At 46.9% G+C, this 19901-nt stretch carries 20 protein-coding genes; 4 read left to right on the forward strand and 16 right to left on the reverse strand.

Features of this window, described 5'->3' with window-relative positions:
* Positions 1-246 precede the first annotated feature (246 nt).
* The gene (locus M1E03_RS19690; protein ID WP_059230719.1) at positions 247-774 is read right to left on the reverse strand and encodes a shikimate kinase; all 528 of its coding nucleotides are present in this window, start codon (positions 772-774) and stop codon (positions 247-249) included.
* 121 nt (positions 775-895) lie between these two features.
* Entirely contained in the window at positions 896-1714 is an 819-nt protein-coding gene (gene nadE / locus M1E03_RS19695) for an ammonia-dependent NAD(+) synthetase (protein WP_020450077.1), read from the reverse strand.
* 176 nt (positions 1715-1890) lie between these two features.
* Here nadE and M1E03_RS19700 point away from each other — a divergent pair, with 176 nt between their 5' ends.
* Positions 1891-3225: an amino acid permease gene (locus M1E03_RS19700; protein WP_429674029.1), complete on the forward strand. Its 1335-nt coding sequence runs from the start codon at positions 1891-1893 to the stop codon at positions 3223-3225.
* On the opposite strand, the gene M1E03_RS19705 is transcribed toward M1E03_RS19700, so the two are convergent.
* From M1E03_RS19705 to M1E03_RS19715, 3 genes are all read right to left on the reverse strand, one after another.
* Entirely contained in the window at positions 3226-3864 is a 639-nt protein-coding gene (locus tag M1E03_RS19705) for a LysE family translocator (protein WP_023855684.1), read from the reverse strand. It abuts the gene before it with no gap.
* A gap of 109 nt (positions 3865-3973) precedes the next feature.
* The gene (locus M1E03_RS19710; protein WP_429674054.1) at positions 3974-5596 is read right to left on the reverse strand and encodes an L-lactate permease; all 1623 of its coding nucleotides are present in this window, start codon (positions 5594-5596) and stop codon (positions 3974-3976) included.
* Positions 5597-5645: 49 nt separating this feature from the next.
* Positions 5646-6605, reverse strand: a complete 960-nt coding sequence (locus M1E03_RS19715) for an L-lactate dehydrogenase (protein ID WP_048350469.1) — start codon at positions 6603-6605, stop codon at positions 5646-5648.
* Between the two features lie 450 nt (positions 6606-7055).
* Between M1E03_RS19715 and M1E03_RS19720 the strand changes: the two genes are divergently transcribed.
* Entirely contained in the window at positions 7056-8261 is a 1206-nt protein-coding gene (locus M1E03_RS19720) for a nitrate/nitrite transporter (RefSeq protein WP_023857806.1), read from the forward strand.
* A gap of 88 nt (positions 8262-8349) precedes the next feature.
* On the opposite strand, the gene M1E03_RS19725 is transcribed toward M1E03_RS19720, so the two are convergent.
* From M1E03_RS19725 to M1E03_RS19770, 10 genes are all read right to left on the reverse strand, one after another.
* Entirely contained in the window at positions 8350-8520 is a 171-nt protein-coding gene (locus tag M1E03_RS19725; RefSeq protein ID WP_224066822.1) for a hypothetical protein, read from the reverse strand.
* 51 nt (positions 8521-8571) lie between these two features.
* Positions 8572-9273, reverse strand: a complete 702-nt coding sequence (locus tag M1E03_RS19730) for a cytochrome c biogenesis CcdA family protein (protein ID WP_020450070.1) — start codon at positions 9271-9273, stop codon at positions 8572-8574.
* A 151-nt stretch (positions 9274-9424) separates the two neighbouring features.
* Complete coding sequence (locus M1E03_RS19735; RefSeq protein WP_020450069.1) at positions 9425-10519, reverse strand: toxic anion resistance protein; 1095 nt, start codon at positions 10517-10519, stop codon at positions 9425-9427.
* A gap of 16 nt (positions 10520-10535) precedes the next feature.
* Positions 10536-12140 carry a YceG family protein gene (locus M1E03_RS19740; RefSeq protein ID WP_020450068.1) on the reverse strand — a complete coding sequence of 535 codons (1605 nt, stop codon included), beginning with the start codon at positions 12138-12140 and terminating at the stop codon, positions 10536-10538.
* Between the two features lie 5 nt (positions 12141-12145).
* Positions 12146-12367: a helix-turn-helix domain-containing protein gene (locus M1E03_RS19745; protein WP_003178729.1), complete on the reverse strand. Its 222-nt coding sequence runs from the start codon at positions 12365-12367 to the stop codon at positions 12146-12148.
* 149 nt (positions 12368-12516) lie between these two features.
* Entirely contained in the window at positions 12517-13698 is a 1182-nt protein-coding gene (locus M1E03_RS19750; RefSeq protein WP_020450067.1) for an HpcH/HpaI aldolase/citrate lyase family protein, read from the reverse strand.
* 92 nt (positions 13699-13790) lie between these two features.
* Positions 13791-14564 (reverse strand): TerC family protein, encoded by a 774-nt coding sequence (locus tag M1E03_RS19755; protein ID WP_020450066.1) that lies wholly within the window; start codon positions 14562-14564, stop codon positions 13791-13793.
* 65 nt (positions 14565-14629) lie between these two features.
* Entirely contained in the window at positions 14630-15208 is a 579-nt protein-coding gene (locus M1E03_RS19760) for a TerD family protein (RefSeq protein ID WP_458110573.1), read from the reverse strand.
* A gap of 79 nt (positions 15209-15287) precedes the next feature.
* Complete coding sequence (locus tag M1E03_RS19765; protein WP_020450064.1) at positions 15288-15869, reverse strand: TerD family protein; 582 nt, start codon at positions 15867-15869, stop codon at positions 15288-15290.
* A gap of 27 nt (positions 15870-15896) precedes the next feature.
* On the reverse strand, positions 15897-16499 hold the full coding sequence (locus M1E03_RS19770; protein ID WP_020450063.1) for a TerD family protein: 603 nt from the start codon (positions 16497-16499) through the stop codon (positions 15897-15899).
* 315 nt (positions 16500-16814) lie between these two features.
* Here M1E03_RS19770 and M1E03_RS19775 point away from each other — a divergent pair, with 315 nt between their 5' ends.
* Positions 16815-17378: a PadR family transcriptional regulator gene (locus tag M1E03_RS19775; protein ID WP_025810795.1), complete on the forward strand. Its 564-nt coding sequence runs from the start codon at positions 16815-16817 to the stop codon at positions 17376-17378.
* Entirely contained in the window at positions 17371-17859 is a 489-nt protein-coding gene (locus tag M1E03_RS19780; RefSeq protein WP_023857802.1) for a DUF4188 domain-containing protein, read from the forward strand. Before M1E03_RS19775 ends, M1E03_RS19780 begins: the two co-directional genes overlap by 8 nt.
* A gap of 44 nt (positions 17860-17903) precedes the next feature.
* On the opposite strand, the gene M1E03_RS19785 is transcribed toward M1E03_RS19780, so the two are convergent.
* Positions 17904-19799, reverse strand: coding sequence for a DUF2207 domain-containing protein (locus M1E03_RS19785; RefSeq protein ID WP_458110574.1), 1896 nt, complete (start codon positions 19797-19799; stop codon positions 17904-17906).
* Positions 19800-19901: the final 102 nt, after the last annotated feature.

Consider the following 19901-nt stretch of genomic DNA (forward strand, 5'->3'; position numbering starts at 1 on the left):
AGTTTATCGTTTCTATTATTTACATTATAGTGTCTGCTCAGGCATTAAGCGACTTTTTTGCGGTCGCAGAGCCAGAAAAGATCTTATCCAGAGAAGTGGCCGCCGTGTATCTTCGGCCTGCCCGTTTTTATGGCGGCGGGACGCCAAACGGTCAAACAAGACCGAAAGAGCCAATGATCAGACAAATCATTGGCTCAATATATTGACACAGCGATAGAAGCAGCTTAATTAAACGTTTGTTTAAGATCAGCTAAGCCCCAGCATCTCCACAATGTAGTCGGCCGTTTCCTCGGCAGACCGGTGATCTGTTTCGACTTTCAAGTTGTGGAATGCATACATGCTCTTTCTCTCATTAAACAGCTGTTTCATTTCTTCGATTGAGCGGTTATGAAGAACCGGCCTGTTCTCAATCAAGAGATCCATCCGCTGCTTCCAACTCTCCCATGTTAAATCAAGAAAGATGACAAAGCAGTGTTCGAGACACTTCTTTCTGATGTCCTCCTGTTGGAAAGCGCCTCCCCCTAAAGATACGATGCTGCCCATTGTATGTTCGCACATCTGAAAAATATAGTCTTTTTCAGTCTGTCTGAAAAACGCTTCCCCTTTTTGTTTAAACATCTCCGGAATAGTCATTTGAAAGTCATTTTCAATCTGCTGGTCGATATCGATAAAGTCGCGGTCTAATTTCTTTGACAGAAGCTGACCGATGGTTGTTTTCCCGACGCCCATAAACCCGATCAGCACGATATTCTTATCTCTCATTGCGGCATTCATTTCCAGCTTCTACTCCTCCTTGCATAAAGGAATCAAATATCTTAATTATATGGCAAATCCAGCTTGAATGATATAGGGTGCCTGTTAATAAAAAAAGAGGCTGAAGTCAGCCTCTTTTTTGCTATTTCCACCAGTCGTCAAACATTGAAGCAGGGACTTGGCGTTTGTGCTCGGATGCCTTATAGCGTTTTTCGATCGCCTCGGCCACCTCGCTGGAGACGGCTTTTCCTTCAAGGTAGTCGTCGATGTTATCATACGTCAGGCCGAGCTCTGTTTCATCGGATTGCTGAGGTTTTTCATCAAGCAAATCGGCGGTCGGAGACTTCGTATAAAGCCGCTCCGGCGCTCCCAGTTCTTCCAGCAGGCTTCTGCCCTGGCGCTTTGTCAATCCTGTTAGCGGCAAAAGGTCTGCGCCTCCGTCTCCGTATTTTGTGAAGAATCCGGTAACAGCTTCTGCAGCATGGTCTGTTCCGATCACCAGCAGCTGATTTTGACCCCCGATCGCATATTGGGCAATCATCCGGACTCTTGCTTTTACATTGCCTTTGTGAAAATCGGCAAGCGCCTCTCCCGTGACTGACTGATATTGATCAGCAAAAGAGCCTACAGTTGAAGCAATGTCAAAAGCAAAAGACTTGTCCGGCTGGATAAATTTGAGTGCCAGCTGGGCGTCATCTTCATCCTGCTGAACGCCGTAAGGCAAGCGGACCGCAATAAATTCCGCCTGAACGCCTTCTTCTCTCAATTCTTCAACAGCCAGCTGGGCAAGCCTGCCCGCCAATGTGGAGTCCTGTCCTCCGCTGATGCCTAAAACAAAACCTTTGGCACCCGTTTTTTTCAAATAGCTTTTTAAAAAACCGACCCTTTTTTCAATTTCCTGTTTCGGTTCGATAGAAGGCTTTACATTCAGTTCCTGCATGATTTTTTCTTGTAAAGTCATCCGTCATTCCTCCTTTTGACTGAATGAACCGTAATGATTATGTCTTTAACTATAGCATATGTTTTATTTCAAAGTGAATATTGAGGTGCGCAGAGAGCCTTTCCTCCCTCTTTTCTTCGTGAATAAAAAAGGCGCCCCCTGGCAAAATAACAAGAAGATTTAGAGGGGTTGAAACGATGAAACGACAAGCGAAAAAAGGAGATTTAAAATGGTGGCAGCTCTCCATGATCGGAGTCGGCTGCACAATTGGAACGGGGTTTTTTCTCGGTTCAAGCATCGCGATTAAGAAAAGCGGCTTTTCCGTATTAGCCGCCTTTCTTCTTGCTGCCCTTGGCACTTTTCTCGTCTTTCAGCAGCTGGCGAAATTAACGGCGGATCATCCTGTTGAAGGGTCTTTTTGTTCTTATGCCAGGGAAGCCTTCGGCAATTGGGCGGGGTTTAGCAATGGCTGGGTCTACTGGTCATCGGAAATGCTGATTATCGGGAGTCAGTTGACGGCGATCTCCCTGTTTACACGCCATTGGTTTAACCAGGTTCCGCTGTGGGTGTTCGCCTCCATTTATGCGATTCTCGGGATGATCGTCATTTTCACAGGGCGCAGCAGTTTTGAAAAAACGGAAAACATACTGGCCGTGTTGAAAACGGCGGCCATTTTAATGTTTATCATCATCGCTGTCTTGGCATTGTGCGGGCTGTTGCCAGGAAAAACGCCTGACGCGCAGTTCCCTGATCGGGTTCACGAATTGTTCCCTTTCGGCTTTATGGGATTATGGACGGGGTTGATTTACACATTTTACGCCTATGGAGGAATAGAAGTCATGGGTCTGATGGCGATTCACTTAAAAGATCCGAAAGATTCATCAAAATCAGGGAGCCTGATGCTCATAACCCTTGCTGTGATCTACGTCGCATCGATCGGGCTGGCCATGCTCCTAGTCCCCCACGGGGCATTTACCGAACAGAACAGCCCGTTTATTACGTCATTAAAAGACTTTCATCTCGATTTGATCATGGATATTTTCAATGGCATTTTTATTATCGCCGGTTTTTCAACGCTGACTGCTTCCCTGTTCGCTGTCACCACACTAATGGGAACAATGGCGAAAAATGGAGATGCACCGGCCTGCTTTGCGAAAAAAGAAAAGGCGAAAGTATCGTGGCCGGCACTCGGCCTGACGGTGCTCGTTCTCGCTGCTTCCATCGTTCTGTCGCTGCTTTTGCCGAAGCAGCTTTATGAACATATGACAACGGCCGCCAGCTTAATGCTGCTCTATAACTGGATGTTTATCCTGCTTTCAAGCAAAAAGCTCACAAAGCCAAAAATGAAAGGGAATGTCCAGATTGTCACAGCGCTTGTCCTGATTTTATTTGCCGTTTCAGGTACGTTATTTGAAAAAAACAGCAGACCCGGCTTTTTTGTGAGCCTTCTGTTTCTTGCCGTTATTGCTGTTGTGACAATGCTGATGAAAAAAAGGTGGGCCCATCAGGAACAGAAAAACGGGCAGACATAATCAGCCTCCCGCCTTCAGCAGTTCGAGCATCCCCTGATAGCCGAAGTAACATCCGAAAACAATCAGACTGATGCCCGCGAGCCAAGTCGTTGCCTGGATCATCCGCGGGCTTAAAAATGTTCTGAATGTCCCCGCAAGAAAAGACATGGCCAAGTCCCACAAAAAAAGTCCGATTAAAATGCCTGAACTGCATATTAGCAGCTGGTATGATTCGTACGTCTCTACCGTTTTCGCCAAAATGCTTCCGTAAATGCCGAGCCAGAACATGATGCTCAGCGGGTTTGAAAGGGAGATCACCAGCCCAGACAAGAAAGATTTGCGGTATGAACCTTTCTCTCCCGCACCCCTCATCAGCGATACTTCCTTCGCCTTGACCAGGCTCTCGATCCCCGTATAGGTCAAAACAAAAAAACCAAACAGCCATAAAAACGTTTTTAAAAATGGCGCTGTCAAAAATTGAGCGACTCCAAAATAGATCAAAGCCATATATAAGACATCCGCCGTCACAGCGCCAAGACCAAACAGCCAGGCATGAAAGAAGCCACCTTTCATCCCCCTGTCGATCTGCGCCGCATTCACAGGGCCGACAGGTGCGGCCAAAGACAAGCCCAAAAACACATAACTCAGGAAGATGTTTATCATATCTCGTCCCCCTTCCGCGGATAACTTGTACAATGTATTCAAAAAGAGGACATGATAGAACAAACAGCTTAAAAAGCCTTTTCCCATTGCGGGAAAAGGCTCTTCTTTATATGCCAAGCTTTGAAAGTGCAAATGTCCAAATGCATATGATGAAAAGCAGGATCAAGCTATATTTAACGGTTTGGCTGAAAAGCTTTGATTCCTGCCCTGTCTCTTGGACCGCGGCTGTTGCAATCGCAATCGACTGCGGTGAGATCAGCTTGGCCATCACGCCTCCCGCGGTATTGGCGGCAAGCAGCAACGCTGAGCTTGTCCCGATTTGCGCTCCGGTGACAGCTTGCAGGTGGCCGAATAATGCATTGTTGCTGACGACTGAACCAGTGATAAACACGCCGATCCAGCCCAATACGGGACTGACGAACGGAAAAATATCCCCCGCTTTGGCAAGCGCCAGTCCGATGGTTGAACTCAATCCGGTATAATTGGCCAGGTTTGCAAAACCCATCACAAAGCAAATGGTCAGAACAGGAAGCCACAGTTCCTTGACCGTCTCTTTCAGGCTGGAAAGTCCTCCGCGGAAACTGATGTTTCGGCTCAGCACAATCGTGAAGATCACGGCGATCAGTATCGCCGTACCCGTCGCTGAAATGAAGTCAAGCTTCATCACGGCATCAAGCGGTGCCGGTTCCGGAGCGATTGGCGGCGTTTTCAGCACTTCCCGGTGAAGAAAAGGCATGTTGAATAAAATCGTCGATTGTTTCAGCCATCCGCCTTCCTGAAAAAGTCCTTTAAAACCGGGCAGGCTCCACACCGCAATGACGGCGGTCAAGATATAAAACGGAGACCAGGCTTTCATAATGTCTGCTGCATGATATTTTTCAGCGGGTTCATGTTCATTCCCGGTTTCTCTGTATATGTGGCGCGGCTGCCACTTTTTCAAAAACAGCGCCAGCGCTCCCATACTGATTAAAGCGGCCAAAATGTCCGCAAGTTCCGGCCCCAATCCAATCATCGTTATAGTCTGCACCGCCGTATAGCTTCCGCTTAATACAAGGAGAGCCGGCAGCGTTTCCCTTATTCCTTTAAACCCGTCCAGTATGAAAACGAGCAGGAACGGGACAAAGAAAGTGATGAACGGCAGCATCAAAGCGAGCGTTCTGGAAAGCTCAACCGGTGTCAAGCCTCCCATCTGTGCTCCTGTGATTACCGGAATTCCGATCGCTCCAAAGGCCCCGGATGCCGCATTCGCAATTAAACATAGAGATGCCGCTTTTAAAGGTTTAAAACCAAGCTCGACAAGAAGAACGGCACTGATCGCAATCGGCACGCCGAAGCCTGCCGCGCCTTCCAAAAAGGCGTTAAAACTGAACCCGATCAGCAATAACTGAAGCCGCTGGTCAGACGAAATCCCGGCAATGCTCGCTCTGATCACTTTAAACTTTCCGGTTTTGACAGAAATTTTGTAAAGCCATACAGCCATCAGGACAATATATCCGATCGGCCAAAGACCGTTTGCAATTCCAAGTAAAACGGCTGAGACAGCTTTCGCAGCCGGCATGTGAAAAAAGAAAACCGCTACAATAAAGCTGACCGCCAGCGTCAAAAATGACGCGATGATTCCTTTCATCTTCAGCACGGTCAATGCAAGGAGAAAGAAAAGAATCGGCAGAATGGCGGCAAAAGCGCTGATAAACAGATTCCCAAACGGATCGTATATCTGCTGCCACATTTTCATCATCTCGCAATCTTCATGATGTTAGTATCTTCATGATGTTCAGTTATGCCTGCAGTTCAAAATGCGGTTTTAAAATTGCTTTTAACACACCTGCGCTATGCTTGAATTGCTGTTTTTCCTTTTCATTCAGGTCGAGCTCAATAATTTCCCTCGCTCCGCATCGGCCGACAACCGCCGGAACTCCGATATAAACATCATTTTCCCCAAATTCGCCTTCAAGATGTGCGCTCACGGTTAAAATCGCTTCTTCATTGCGGTAAATCGCTTTCGTAATACGCGCGAGGCTCATGGCAACTCCGTAGTATGTCGCACCTTTTTTCTCGATAATGTGGTAAGCGGCGTTTTTAACATTGTCAAACAGTTCATCAAGATCTTCTGCTTTGTATTTCTCATTTCTTTTCAGCAAGTCGCTGACGGGAACTCCGCCGATATTCGCGTGGCTCCAGACAGGCAGCTCCGTATCTCCATGTTCACCAATGATGTAGCCGTGGGCATTGTGGGCAGCGACACCGAAATACTCGCTGAGCAAGTAACGGAAACGGGCTGTATCAAGTGTTGTACCGCTTCCGATCACGCGTTCTTTCGGAAGTCCGCTGAATTTCCAAGTCGCGTAAGTCAAGATGTCGACCGGGTTTGTAGCGACAAGGAAGATGCCGTCAAAACCGCTGGCCATGACTTCTCCGATAATTCCTTTGAAAATTCTCAGGTTTTTTTCGACAAGATCCAGACGGGTTTCACCCGGCTTTTGGTTTGCTCCGGCGCATACGCAGACAATGTCGGCGTCTTTGCAGTCCTCATATGTGCCGTACCATGTTTTCACAGGATGTGGGGCAAATGCTTTACCGTGGTTTAAATCCATGACATCGCCCATTGCTTTGTCTTTATTTAAATCAATGATCACAAGTTCGTCTGTGATACCTTGGTTAATTAACGTAAATGCATAACTGCTTCCAACAAAACCCGCACCGATCAAAACTGTACGGTTGACTTTTTGGTTTCTCATGACTCATCATTCCTTTGCCGTTTGTTTTAAAATCTAAGCTGTTTGTGAAACTCTTCACATTCATATTGTGCAATACTTCACATACTTTTTCAAGTGATATACATTTTTATTTATGTCTATTTTGTGTCTCTACATACTTCTTCCTTAAATTTGTACATTTTTTGGTAAAAATATGCCTTACAGCTAAAGAAAAATTGGTAAACGTGCTGCAAAAGACTGCTTTATCTGCAAGTGCATCAGGCCCATTCCAATCTAAGTTTCCCCTTTTCAACAGTCATAACACCTCAAATCTTCAGCAACATTCAATCATCGCCGGGTATAATGCCGTCCAAATTAAAATTTTAAATATTCAATCTTTTAGTTTGTTAGTAAAGCTGACAAAAATACTGCCAACCCTATTCTATTTTGTCATGATAAATTCTAGAATCTATCGGATGGGGAGTGTTGCAATTGAAATTGGCGGATTTGAGGAAGAGCGGACACGCGCCTTCCTTGTTGTCATCTTTTTTATATTTCGATGTCAGCTTTATGATTTGGGTGTTGCTGGGGGCGCTTGGTGTTTATATTACGGCTGATTTTGATTTATCTCCATCACAGGTCGGATTGATTGTCGCCATACCTACTTTGGCCGGATCGTTTTTCCGGATTGTGCTCGGCATTTTAACCGACCGTTTCGGACCGAAAAAAACGGCTATTGGCGGAATGCTGGTGACGATGATTCCGCTGATATGGGGGTGGCAGTTCGGTTCATCGGTCGCCGAGCTGTATATCATCGGAATTTTACTCGGTGTGGCAGGCGCAAGCTTTTCCGCATCCCTGCCAATGGCGAGCCGCTGGTATCCGCCGCACTTGCAAGGCCTTGCCATGGGGATCGCCGGAGCGGGAAACAGCGGAACACTGCTCGCTACACTATTCGGCCCTCGCCTGGCGGAGCAAGTGGGCTGGAACGGCGTCATGGGATTGGCGCTGATTCCTCTGATACTCGTGTTATTCAGCTATTTCCTTATGGCAAAAGAACCTCCGAATCAGCCGGCGCCTAAACCGCTCAAAGACTATTTTGCTGTTTTCAAAGAAAGGGACACTTGGTATTTTTGCCTTCTCTACAGCGTAACATTCGGAGGTTTTGTCGGCTTGTCCAACTTTTTAAGCTACTTTTTTGCATCCCAGTATGCCGTTCCGGCGGTAAGGGCCGGCGAATTTGTCACGCTCGTCGTTGCATCGGGAAGCTGCCTCCGCCCTGTCGGCGGGTTGATTGCCGATAAAATCGGCGGCGTGCGTCTGCTGCAATTCCTCTTTATCGGGGTGGCTCTGTGCATGTTCTCAGTCAGTATGCTCCCGTCTCTTGGCGTTGTCACAGCCGCATTATTTATCGGCATGGGCTGCCTCGGGATGGGGAACGGCGCGATATTCCAGCTTGTACCGCAGCGATTTCAGCAAGAGATCGGGATGGTGACGGGAGTCGTGGGCGCTGCGGGGGGAATCGGCGGATTCTTCCTCCCGAATATTCTCGGAACGCTGAAGCAAATCACGGGTACGTATTCAAGCGGATTCCTCACCTTTACCGTTATCGCATTTTTGGCACTCGGACTGCTTTTGCTTGCTCAGGCCGGATGGAAAAAACAGTGGAAAACCGAGGAGAAATCAATTCGAATATAAAGGGAGCCGCTCGATTCTTTTCGAGCGGTTTTCTATTCCTGCCAGGACCGTGACGATTGGATGCTCGTGTGAATAGAAGCAGCGTATATCACCCTGATCCTCCCGATTGTTGAAATGAAGATTCAAGCACTTTTTTCGCGAATTCCAGCATCCCGCTGTAGAGCGGATAAAGCCCGTTTGGCTCTTCAGATTTGCGAACCTTCCAAAATCGATTGGCTAAATCCTCATGTCCCTTAAATGAGTGATCAAACAAGCACATGATATCCTCCGCGATTTTGCTGTTTTTCACAATCTTACTCACATAAGCTTTTCAAAAGAGATTCGTCAAATTCGAATACCAGATATTCATCCATATCATGTTGTCCGTATAAAGCAGGATGCCGATGACGATCATCAGCGCGCCGCCGATTTTCATGAGCATATTCGAATATTTCATAAGCGGCCTGATGTTTCCGATAAAAAACGCCATGAGCAAAAAAGGAATGGCAAAACCTAGAGAATATGCGGTGATCACCATGAATGCGCTCCCAAAATCAGGGTTCTGAAAATTTGCATATGCGATCGTTCCGAATATAGGCCCGATGCACGGCGTCCAGCCCGCCGCAAAAACCATTCCGACAAGCATTGAATTCAACAAGCCTATTTTCCCTCTTCTAAACGAAAGGCGCCGCTCCTTCATCATGAAAGCCGGCCGGAAAACGCCGAGGAGGAACAGGCCCATGACGACGACAAATATTCCACCCAGCATGCGGATCAAGTTATGGTATTGCAAAAACAGCAGGCCAAACGAGCTGGCGGAGAAACCCAATATGTAAAAAATTACAGAAAAGCCGGCCAAAAAAGCAGCCGCGTGAATCATCACCGATTGTTTGATGCGCTTTGCATCTCGGTCTTTCAAATCGCTGACCGAAATCCCGGTGATGTAGGAAATAAATGATGGATACAAAGGCAGGCAGCACGGAGAAATAAACGACAGGAAACCGCCGCCGAATGCCAGCCATAAAGCGGCCATATACTTCCATCCCCTTCATGTTTATATATTTTTTACCATGTGATTCTCTTTCTCTAGCATAACATAAAAAACCGCCTATCATGGCGGTGATTTTTTGTATATTTGAAGCCGTCGCCAGATCATCCGGCGGACGGCTTCTTCACTATCCTTTTTAACCGTTTAAAGCGGCTTTTTTCATATTGTCCTGAAGTTCCAATATGCGTTTTGCCCCTTCTTCGCGCAGGCGTTTGTTCTCATCTTCAATCTGCTTCGTCTCCTGCATGCCTTTGACAATCGTATTCCAAGACTGTTCGATCGTTTCAATATCGATGCTCGGCCTTCCGGACATTCTCGCGATTTCAACGGACTGGCTCGAAATATTTTCCGCGTTTCGCTTCAGCATTTCGTTGGTGCGGCGGTCGAGTTCGCTCATTGAATCGGCGACAAGCTTTTGGCGCTTGGCGGTCACCGCCTGGATGATGCCGTTTTTGAAAATCGGAATCGTAATGATGAATGCCGAGTTGATTTTTCCGATCAGCTTTGTGTTTCCGCGCTGGAGCAGACGGATTTGCGGCGCGGTTTGAATCGCAACCATCCGCGCCATATCGAGGTCATACACCCGTTCTTCCAGCGCTTGAATACCATTTCGAAGCGTATCAAGCTCCATCTGTGCCATTTGGTTACCGCTGGCCGCTTTCGCTTCATATTCAGGGATGAGCTGCTGCAATTCTTCTATTTTCATCTGGCCGGCTACGACGTATTTCTCCAGCTCCACATAGTAATTGAGGTTGCTTTCATACATTTCATCAAGCGTCACGGTCGATTTTGTCATTTCATCTTTATATTTCGAAATTTCGACGTTGATTTTTTCGATTTCACCGCCGAGCGTTTGATATTTTTTAAATATTTTCTCGATCATGCTGTTGCCGCGCTTAAATAACTTGGAAAGCAGGCCTTTCTGTTCTTCAAAGTCATTCTTGTCAAAGCGGTCCATGATTTTACCGAGCTGCGTCAACATCGCACCTGAATCTGTCACACTGTTTGTTCTCATCATAGAGAGAATACGGTCTGAGAACTTGGATATTTCAAGAGCGGGCTCTTTTCCGAATTCTAAAAGCTCCACTTGGTTTTTTACGTCAATTTGCCGTGTCAGAGCTTGCACATCGGGCTCCCGGCGGAGTTTGGCACGGATGTCTTCCGCTTTTTCAATCGTGATCTCTTCCTCTTTGCTGATATTGACGATGCTTGTTTCATTTGGATTTGCCATCAGAGTGGCTCCCTCCTTAAAAGATTTTATTGATGAACTTCCGGACGATTGACGGCTCTTTAAATTCCTGGTTGAAGGACATGTCATCAAGCCAATGAGTATCGAAATGCTGTCCATCGATATAGCGGTCAATACACTTATAGCCCGGCGGATTATAGATGATGATATCGATGCCGATTTCATTTAACAAAAGCAAGGCGGCCGCGTCTGAACGGGTGAGTGTTCCCGTCTGTTCAGTGTGGTACAAGATCAGCTTCGGCACTGTCTGTGAATAGTCAAATGTCTGAATCATATTCAAAAGCGCTGCCGGAAGCTGTACCGCCTGGGTAAACAAATACAGCTGCACATCGGCTGATTTTTCATTGTTCAAGGCCAGCATCTTCGGGCTTTTGCACAGCCTGGAAACCGCTTGGGCAATGCCGCGCTGCACTCCCTCAGGCAAATGCTTGTAGCGCCATATATTGCTCTCCATTAATCGGCCCGGATCGATCGCCCCCGTTTGATCAAGCGCATGGCTGTAATGGAATTGATAATTGGACGTCTCTTCCTTTGTAAACGGGAAGCGCCGGATCGTATGCGACTCCTTATACTCCGTCAGCGTCTGCAGACGGTCCCAATACTCTTTTTCATTGCTGGAGACGCCCATGACCATCGCGAATAAGTTCGGAATGTTGACCGTTGATTGAGACGCTTGAAAATCGGGTCTGATAAAGGCGCGTTCCTTCGCAATTAAAAACAGTTCATCATACGTGGTCTTCAAAGTCACGGAGACCGGGGTATGCTCCCTGAACTGCCAAGGTTTGTACATGAGCGAATCCTCATTGTGCAGAACAGTATCCAGCTCCTTCGCGGAACGGTACGCCACCGTTGATTTTCGCTGAGGCTTTTCAGTCGGGAACGGCTCTAATGCAGACGTGCCCGGGTATGTGAAAACAAAAGAAAGCTTTTGCTCAGGATCAAGCTGGCGAAATTCGTCTTTTCCCTTCGGATGAAACAGCAGCACATCACATCCGACAAGCATCAAATAGTATAAAAAATACCGTTGGCTCTTTGTGGTGTCCCCATACCAAACCACTTTCGGCATCGCATTTTCGCAGTCGGCTTCTTTCAGCCACTTCTCCAAATGATTGCCCATCCATTTGACAAGGTCGAGGAGGACCCGGCGAAACTCCGGATCGTTCAATCCTTTTTCATGAAAGGACTGAAACATCTGCAGCACTTCGATAAGCGCCTTCCTTAAATGGCGGTGCATCGCGGCGTCAGGGTGCTTAGGAATGAGCTGCTCCCCGTCGAGAAAAGCGGCAAACCGATTGACGGAAAGCCCTTTTTCTCTCTGATTGACCATATGGATGCGCTGTATGGCCTGAAACCTTTCCGGAGAAATGGTCTTATCAAGCGTCTCGCTTAACACATGCACATCACCGGACTCATACAGCTCATGGAGATATATGTAGTAATCCGTTTCATCGTGCGGCGTTCCGAGAATCCGTCCCGCCAGACGGCTTATCATCAGATGTCCGTTTTTTTCATACGGGGTTCTCTCCGGCAGCGGCTTCTTGATGATCTGCTTCCATTCATCATCATTGACCAGGGCGTTTTGAATATTAATCTCTTGATTCATAGCGCTCAGCCGTCTCCCCTTTCTTCTGAGTCAGTGTCACTTTTCCGTCCAAATACGGCACACATGCCCGCTCTTGTTACGGCATAGGTTGTCCCGAACTTTCGGATTGTTCCTGCAGGAAAATCATGCGCTCTCTTTCGGAGCGTAGACGAATCAATCCCCCACTCTTCACAAGCCTGCTGGGAACTGAGAATCTCGCTGCTCGTGAGATCGACTATTTTCATCATGGCTGTTCATCCTAAACATTCATTTGTTTTCTCCTGAGAATATTCACAATATATGATGCCGTCTGCGGCTCTTATTTTTGAGACCGGAGTGATGGTGCGGCATTTATACAGCAAAGGCGCTTTGCCCATTTCTCAACACCCGGCCCGGCCTAACTTCCGAACGATCCAAGATTTGAAAGCGGTTTGGACGCTCTAAGTATGTCTGTATAGCTGCGGTTTTCATGATATACACCGTAGATTTCAGCCTTTAATAATATTTTTTTGGCCCAGCTGAGGTACGGCTTGATTTCGATCATTTTATTTGAAAAAGAGCTTTTCACAACGCCTCGGGTGCCGTCGGCACTTTCGACGATGCTCAGGGCATCCAGATAATCTTCCATTGAGATAACGTGCAGGCTTTGGACCGCTTTTATTTGTGACGGATGAATCACGCTCTTGCCGTGAATGCCGTTGGCCAGATCAAGAAGCGTTTCATTGATCAATCCGTCTATATACCGATTGATCACAAGCGAAGATTCCCCCGCATCAGCCCAATTCGGCCCAAAAGTCTGAACTGTTCGCGAAGCATCTTCAAAGTACTCCCAGACAGGCCCCGAAATCACAAATTGCAAGCCGAAATAATTGACGATATCTTTGATGAAATCAGAGATGACCAAAACGTCATAAATCGGCGTTTCCGGTTTTCTTCTTATCCCATACAGACCGCACAAATCAGTCGCGCCGATCCTAATATTCAGAACGATATCTTGATAAAAGCCCAGCGTTGATTTTAATTCCTGTAACGCCTTTGCCCTCGTTTCCATTGCCAGCAGGTCGGGTGTCTCAAAGATCGGCATTCCGTACAGCACAATGCCGGATTCTTGCGACAATTTCGTTAAAGTATCAAGATAGTGCTCCGCATTCAGCATCGAAAACTTCGGAAATACGAATCCGGTAAACAAGTGAAGCGCGCGGCCGAGCTTGTTGCCCAATTCGAGCATTTGCTCAGGTTCCCGCACCCGGATAAACATCAGCGGCAGCACATCGCCGCTGATGTTCTGCAGTTTTTGCGCCTGGTAAATCATGTCGGCCTGACTGACAAGATTGTTTTCAGCCTGGAGAACCTCACAATCGCCGATCGAATCTTCAAGGCAAAAAACGACCGAGCACAGCTCAGGATACTTGTTATTGATCATGACATCTGCTATATCTTTTCGGTTCCCCGGAACATAAAGCGCAGCTCCAAGCGCATGCTCCAGAATGTGCTTCGGAGAGTCTTTAGTAACCGAACCCGGCAGTTTGAAAAAGACATCTTCTTTTTGAGAGGCGGATAAAAAATCAAAGTATTGCATATGGGTCACCTTCTTTGAATAAGAATCATACACCCCTTTGATGTAAAAAAGGGCGGAGCAGATATACTCCCCCCTTTATGTTTTGCAGTTTGTTATTCTTCCTTTGACGCCGCCGTTTGCTCTTTCACAGCTTTTTGCTTGTTCATATAGTGAATGATGAATGTCACGGCAAAAGCGATAATCAGAATGATAAAGAAGACGCTGTGCGGCATTTCAATATGCCATACACTCGCAGCCATTTTCAGTGCGATGATCCCGATTAAAACAAAGGCCGTTGCTTCAAGTTCAGGCACTTTGTCAATCAGCGTCAGGAAGAATTTCGCAACGGTTCTCATCATTAAGATGCCGAGCATGCCGCCGATCAGAAGCACCCATACCTTTTCAGATACGGCAAATGCCGCCAGGATGCTGTCCACCGAAAATGCGAGATCCATGAGTTCTACCGAAATGACAGTCGCCCAGAAGACCCCGAAAACGCGTACCATCCAGCTGTCTTTTTTGATGGCGTTTGATTCATCATCGCCCTCACCGATGAAGAAGTGCTTGATGACGAGCCATGCCAGATATGCGGCTCCGAGCAGTTTGATCCACCAGAATTTAATCAGGATCATACCAAGTCCAATGAATAGAAACCTAAAGAAGTAGGCTCCGATTAAACCGTACGTCAACGCTTTTTTGCGCTGTTTTTCCGGTAGGTGCTTTACCATGACGGCGAGAACGAGAGCGTTATCCGCCGATAAAAGCCCTTCCAGCACGACCAGCGAGCCGATCAGCCCCCAGGAAACGGGGTCCGTTAATACTTCCACCCACATTTCCCAATCGAAAAATGAGGCGTAAACTGACATAATATGATGAAATAAATCCACTTTGGTTACCTCCTAATGATGAAAAAGCAAGACTGAACCACGCAAACGTGATTCAGCCGGCAAAACTAGACTTGCAGGCCGTAGTTGCGGCAAAGCGATGCCAATCCGCCGGAAAATCCGCTGCCGATCGCATTGAATTTCCAATCGGCTCCATGACGGTACAATTCGCAAACAACCACCGCTGTCTCAATCGAAAAATCCTCTCCCAAGTCAAAGCGAAGCAGCTCCTCATTTGTTGATTCATCAACGAGCCGGACAAACGCATTTGAGACTTGTCCAAAGTTTTGGCTGCGGCTTTCCGCCTCGTGAATCGTCACCGTGATGCCGATCTTTTCAACATGGTCGGGTATTTTTGAGAAATCGACGTTGATTTGCTCGTCATCGCCTTCACCTTCTCCTGTCCGGTTGTCACCCGTATGAATCACGGCGCCGCTCGGATGCTCGAGGTTGTTGTAAAAGACGAAGTCGCGTTCATTGATGCAACGATCGTTCTGATCGACAAGAAAAGCCGACGCATCCAAATCAAAATCGGCGCCGCCAGTATATTTGTTTGTATCCCAGCCTAAACCGATCAGCGCTTTCGTCAAACCGGGGTTCGTTTTCGTTAAATCGATCCTTTGCCCTTTAGATAATTGAATCGCCATCGATAGGACCTCCTTTAAGAAATGTCAGGGACCGGACAAACGGACGCCAGGGCGGCGACTGCTGTCCGGATCGTCAAAATCAGCCGACCTGCAGGCCGAAATCGGTGGCGATCCTCGCCAGTCCGCCTTGATAGCCTGAGCCGATCGCTGAGAATTTCCATTCTTCTCCGTGACGGTACAGCTCTCCCGTGATCAGCGCTGTTTCAATCGAGAAATCTTCACCCAGATCATAGCGGATTAACTCTTCATTCGAGTCTTCATTGATCACGCGAACATAAGCATTTGACACCTGTCCAAAGTTTTGGCGGCGCGCTTCCGCTTCATGAATCGTAATCACAAAAGAAATCTTTTGAATGTCGGCAGGCACTGCATTCAAATTGATTTTTACCTGCTCATCGTCTCCTTCGCCTTCACCTGTTCGATTATCGCCTGTATGTATGACAGCTCCGCCTGCGCCTTCGGTCTGATTATAGAAAATAAAGTCCTTTTCAGAAGCGCATTTGCCTTCTGCATTGAGCAGAAACACGCTCGCATCCAGGTCAAAATCAGCGCCGCCGTCATATTGATTGACGTCCCAGCCAAGGCCCACGACGACTTTCGACAATCCGGGATTTGTTTTTGTTAAATCGATCTTTTGTCCTTTCGCTAATGAAATTGCCATGTTATCTCCCCATTTCTTTTATGAATGTCAGGCGTAGCGTTTGACGATTTCCGTAATGCTCGTATCGTTTGTGCCTTCTCCGACAGCGGTGAATTTCCACTCGGCGCCGTCACGGTAAATCTCGCCCGCGATCAGGCTTGTCCGTCCAGAATAATCGTCCCGCAGATTGTATTTGACCATCTCCACGCGATCGTTCATATTGACGATGCGTATGAAGGCATTTTCAATCATTCCGAAATGCTGGCTTCGTTTCACGCAATCGTATATATTCACGACAAAGACAAGCTTATGAATATGCGAAGGAACTTTTTGCAAATCTACGATGATTTGTTCATCATCTCCGCTGCCTTCCCCTGTCAGATTATCTCCGGTATGTTCGATGCTGCCGCATCTGCTCTTCAAGTTTCCGAAATAAATGACGTTCTTGTTCTCTGTGACTCTTCCGTTTTCCAGCATCAGCACGGATGCGTCACAGTCAATATTCGGGGCTCCTCCTCCAAACAGCTTTCCAAAAAAACCGCCGCTTCCGGATGCTACCGGGTCCCAGCCGAGACCGACCAAAATCTTCGAAAGCCCCGCTTTCCCTTTTGTTAAATCAATCCGCTGACCTTTCTCTAAAGAAATAGCCAAACTGTTCACTCCTCCGTTGAATCATGACTTTCAAGATCACAGTGCTGGATGAGAATAAGAGTTTGATAGATCCAATTATCACGCCAGCGTGATTCATATCTTCACAACTACAAGACCAATGAATCTTTATTTAACCTGCTTAACTATATATACGGAAAGATTCAGGGGAAAGTTTCGCGGTTTTTCGATATTTTTTTATCATCTTTTCATCCTGGCCAAAAGAGAGACGACAATAGTAGCGATTGCACGAAGTCATCGTGTTTGGTATAGTATATCTAAAAGATATATATCAAAAAGATACAGAAGGCGGTATGTATGACAAAAAGAAATCACACGACTTACGCTCTCCTTGGATTGATTACGGCCGGCTACCAGACGGGTTACGAAATGAAACGAATGATCGACCAAAGTTTGAATCATTTTTGGAAAATCAGCTACGGCCAAATTTATCCCGCGCTGCGCCAATTAACAGAAGCAGGCTGGGTCGCTGCATCTCCGACGCTCTCGGACAAAAAGCCGGACAGAAAAGAGTACCTGATTACCGATGAAGGTCAAAAAGCGCTGCATAGCTGGCTTGAAGAACCGATCAATGGCATCGCCTCAGAAAAAAACGAATTTTTGCTGAAGCTGTTTTTCAGCAAGGAAGAAGAGCGGGAGAAAACCGCTTTGAAAGTCAAGGAGTACCAACGAAAGCTTGAAGAACGGCTTGAGGCATATCAAGCAATCGAGCAGTCAATTCTTTCATGCAGCTCCCATTCAAAGGACAGAGAGTACTGGCTTTTCACTTTGGATTATGGAAAACGCACCACCTCGGCCGGAATTGAATGGTGTGAAGCCACAATCAACCGGCTGAATGGAAAGGAAGGGACCAATGGGTAAAACGATCATCAACAAGCCTTTTACTGCCGCCCCTGAAGATGAAGTCGTTGTATTTGTGATCGGGATGAGAATAAACAAGTGGCATGCTGTTCATAAATGGTGGCCGGTTTTTACCGCCATGGCCCCTATGATAAAAGAGCTTCATCAAAACAAAGACCTCGGCTTTCTGGCAACGGAATCATCCATCAATTTCAGGACGATTTTTCTCATTCAATATTGGCGTTCTTTCGAAGATTTGACAGCATATGCAAAGGCTGATAAACATATGGCGGCTTGGCGCCGTTTTTATCAGAAAACTGCCGCATCAGGAGCCGTTGGCATCTATCATGAAACGTATACAGTTCCAAAAGGGCGCTATGAGGCTTTTTACCATAACATGCCGTTGTTCGGCTTGGCAAAAGCGTACGGACATCAACCTGTCACCAGCAGAATCAAAACCGCTGAGCAGCGAATGCGGGGATCAGATATAGCGGGGAAATAAGCAGAAAGGAGCCTTATCGGTTACCCGATAGGCCCCTTTTCTGCTTAAAAAGCTCCTGCCCCGTCGCCTCCGCCCGCTCCGGGACCGCCCGCATCATATGCCCCGGCGTGCTCCTGCGAAGACGGCAGCTGCCAGCTGTAAAACGGATAATGCAAACAGCCTGCTGCGGCCATACCCAGGACAGGGGAAGCGTAATCAAGCCTGCTTGCTGATTGATTAAACCATCCTGCAGATTCATCCTCAACTTCAAGCACAATTGCATAGATCATCGTCTTTTCGTTTTGAGACAGGCTTCTCCCTGAAAACAAATCTTCTTTTCTCAGATGGTTTCTCCAAGAAAGAATCGATCTTCGGCAGATGGAAGCGTACCTGCTCTCTTTTACGGCCGGAATGAAGGCAATCAATAAGATAGACAGCCCGACGCATATGCCGTAATACAAAATGGTATGGATGCTGTCGATAAACACAGATGCTAAAAACAAGCCGGCCAAAAACAAAATCGTATACAGCTTTGATTTTGCAAGAACAATGCCCGCCGACAGTGCAAAGCCAAATATGACGCAAGCCGCCATGAATCCGGCCTGATGCACCACGTCTGCATACAGGATAAAGAGCAGGAGTCCGGTATGGACCGAAAGCAGTGAAAGCGACAGCATTCTCAGCCAGCGGTTTTCTTGAAACAGCTCCTTGAATTCAGGCGCTTGTCTGACACTTTCCGTCCATTTTTGAACCACGTTTTGAAGAATGATCCTCTTTCGTTCATATTTGCCCAGCTGTTCCTTATGCTTGCATTCCTCCTCAGTCGGCCCGCTGAGGGAATCCAGCCTGAACATATAGGTATCGCTGCCCGTTTGCTCAAAAAGTTTTTCAATTAAGAGCTGATCAGGCTTTGGCAAATCCACCTTGCTCCCGGAAAATTCGAATTGATATGTGTCATCAGGCGCCTCAGGATCGTCAAGAAACCTTTCTTCCGCCTGTACCTTCCGCATAGTGACCAATCCCCGCTGATAAAGCGAAAGCATGCCGGCCAGGAGATCACGGTCTGTGAAACGGCCTTTTTTGTAAAGAAAAGCGACAAGTACAGGATCTAAGGACTCGAGTTCTGCAAACGAAAGCATGGCACGGCGTCTCTTCTTCAAAAACGAAAGCATGACAGCCATGATGACCATGAACCCGACAATCCCCGAAAATATCCAAATCATCCTGTCTGCGCCGGCAATCCGTTCATCCCGATCGGCGTATCGTTTCGCCTCGTCTTTCTCCTCCTTCAGCAGCTCATCCTTTGTCTGATAAGAAGGGTGCCGGACCGCCTCTTTCAAGGCGCTCTGCGGAAAATATATCCTCAGTTCCGAGCCCGTGCCTGCGCGATAGAGTCCTGTCTCGTAGATGACTGATGAATCGTTCACCTTCGTAATCTTTCCGTTTCCTTTTTCACGCAAAAACGCATGAATATCACGTGCCTTTACCGAATCAGGCAGATGCACTTCAATCTTTACCCGGCCGAAATCCGTATTTGCCTTTTGGTAAAATGAATGAATCAAAATCGACGTGTCTTCAAACTTTTGGGCGGCATCTTCGATCACATAGCGAAACATCACTTTTTTTGTTTCATCCTTTGATGCCGAATAAGCATAATAAGTCCCGTCTTCTTTCTTTGTCTTCAACGGGATGGCTTGATCGCCTTTTTTTTGATGATTGGGAAGCAGATAGGCTTTAAAATTCTTCAAGCGGCTCGCGGTTTCTTCGCTGAACGATCTTGTCGCCCCTTCGAAAGAGCCTTTAAAATCGTATGTGTAAACTTCCTCTACGCTTAAATTACCGTTTTCTTTTACTGTCGCGCGTATATCAGCCCGCTCGATCGAAAAGGATTTGCCTGCTTCAGAAAAGCCTGTGACGAGAAAAAAGGCAATGAACATAAAAAAGAAAAAGGAGTGCTTCATCGTTTAGTAAATCCTTTCGTTTTTTGTATCTGCCTTATATACGGAAAAGCAAGGAAATTGTTTCAGCGGTTCACAGAAATGACAGAGATGACAATTTTATTA

The sequence above is a fragment of the Bacillus sp. PK6-013 genome, from assembly GCF_054161445.1.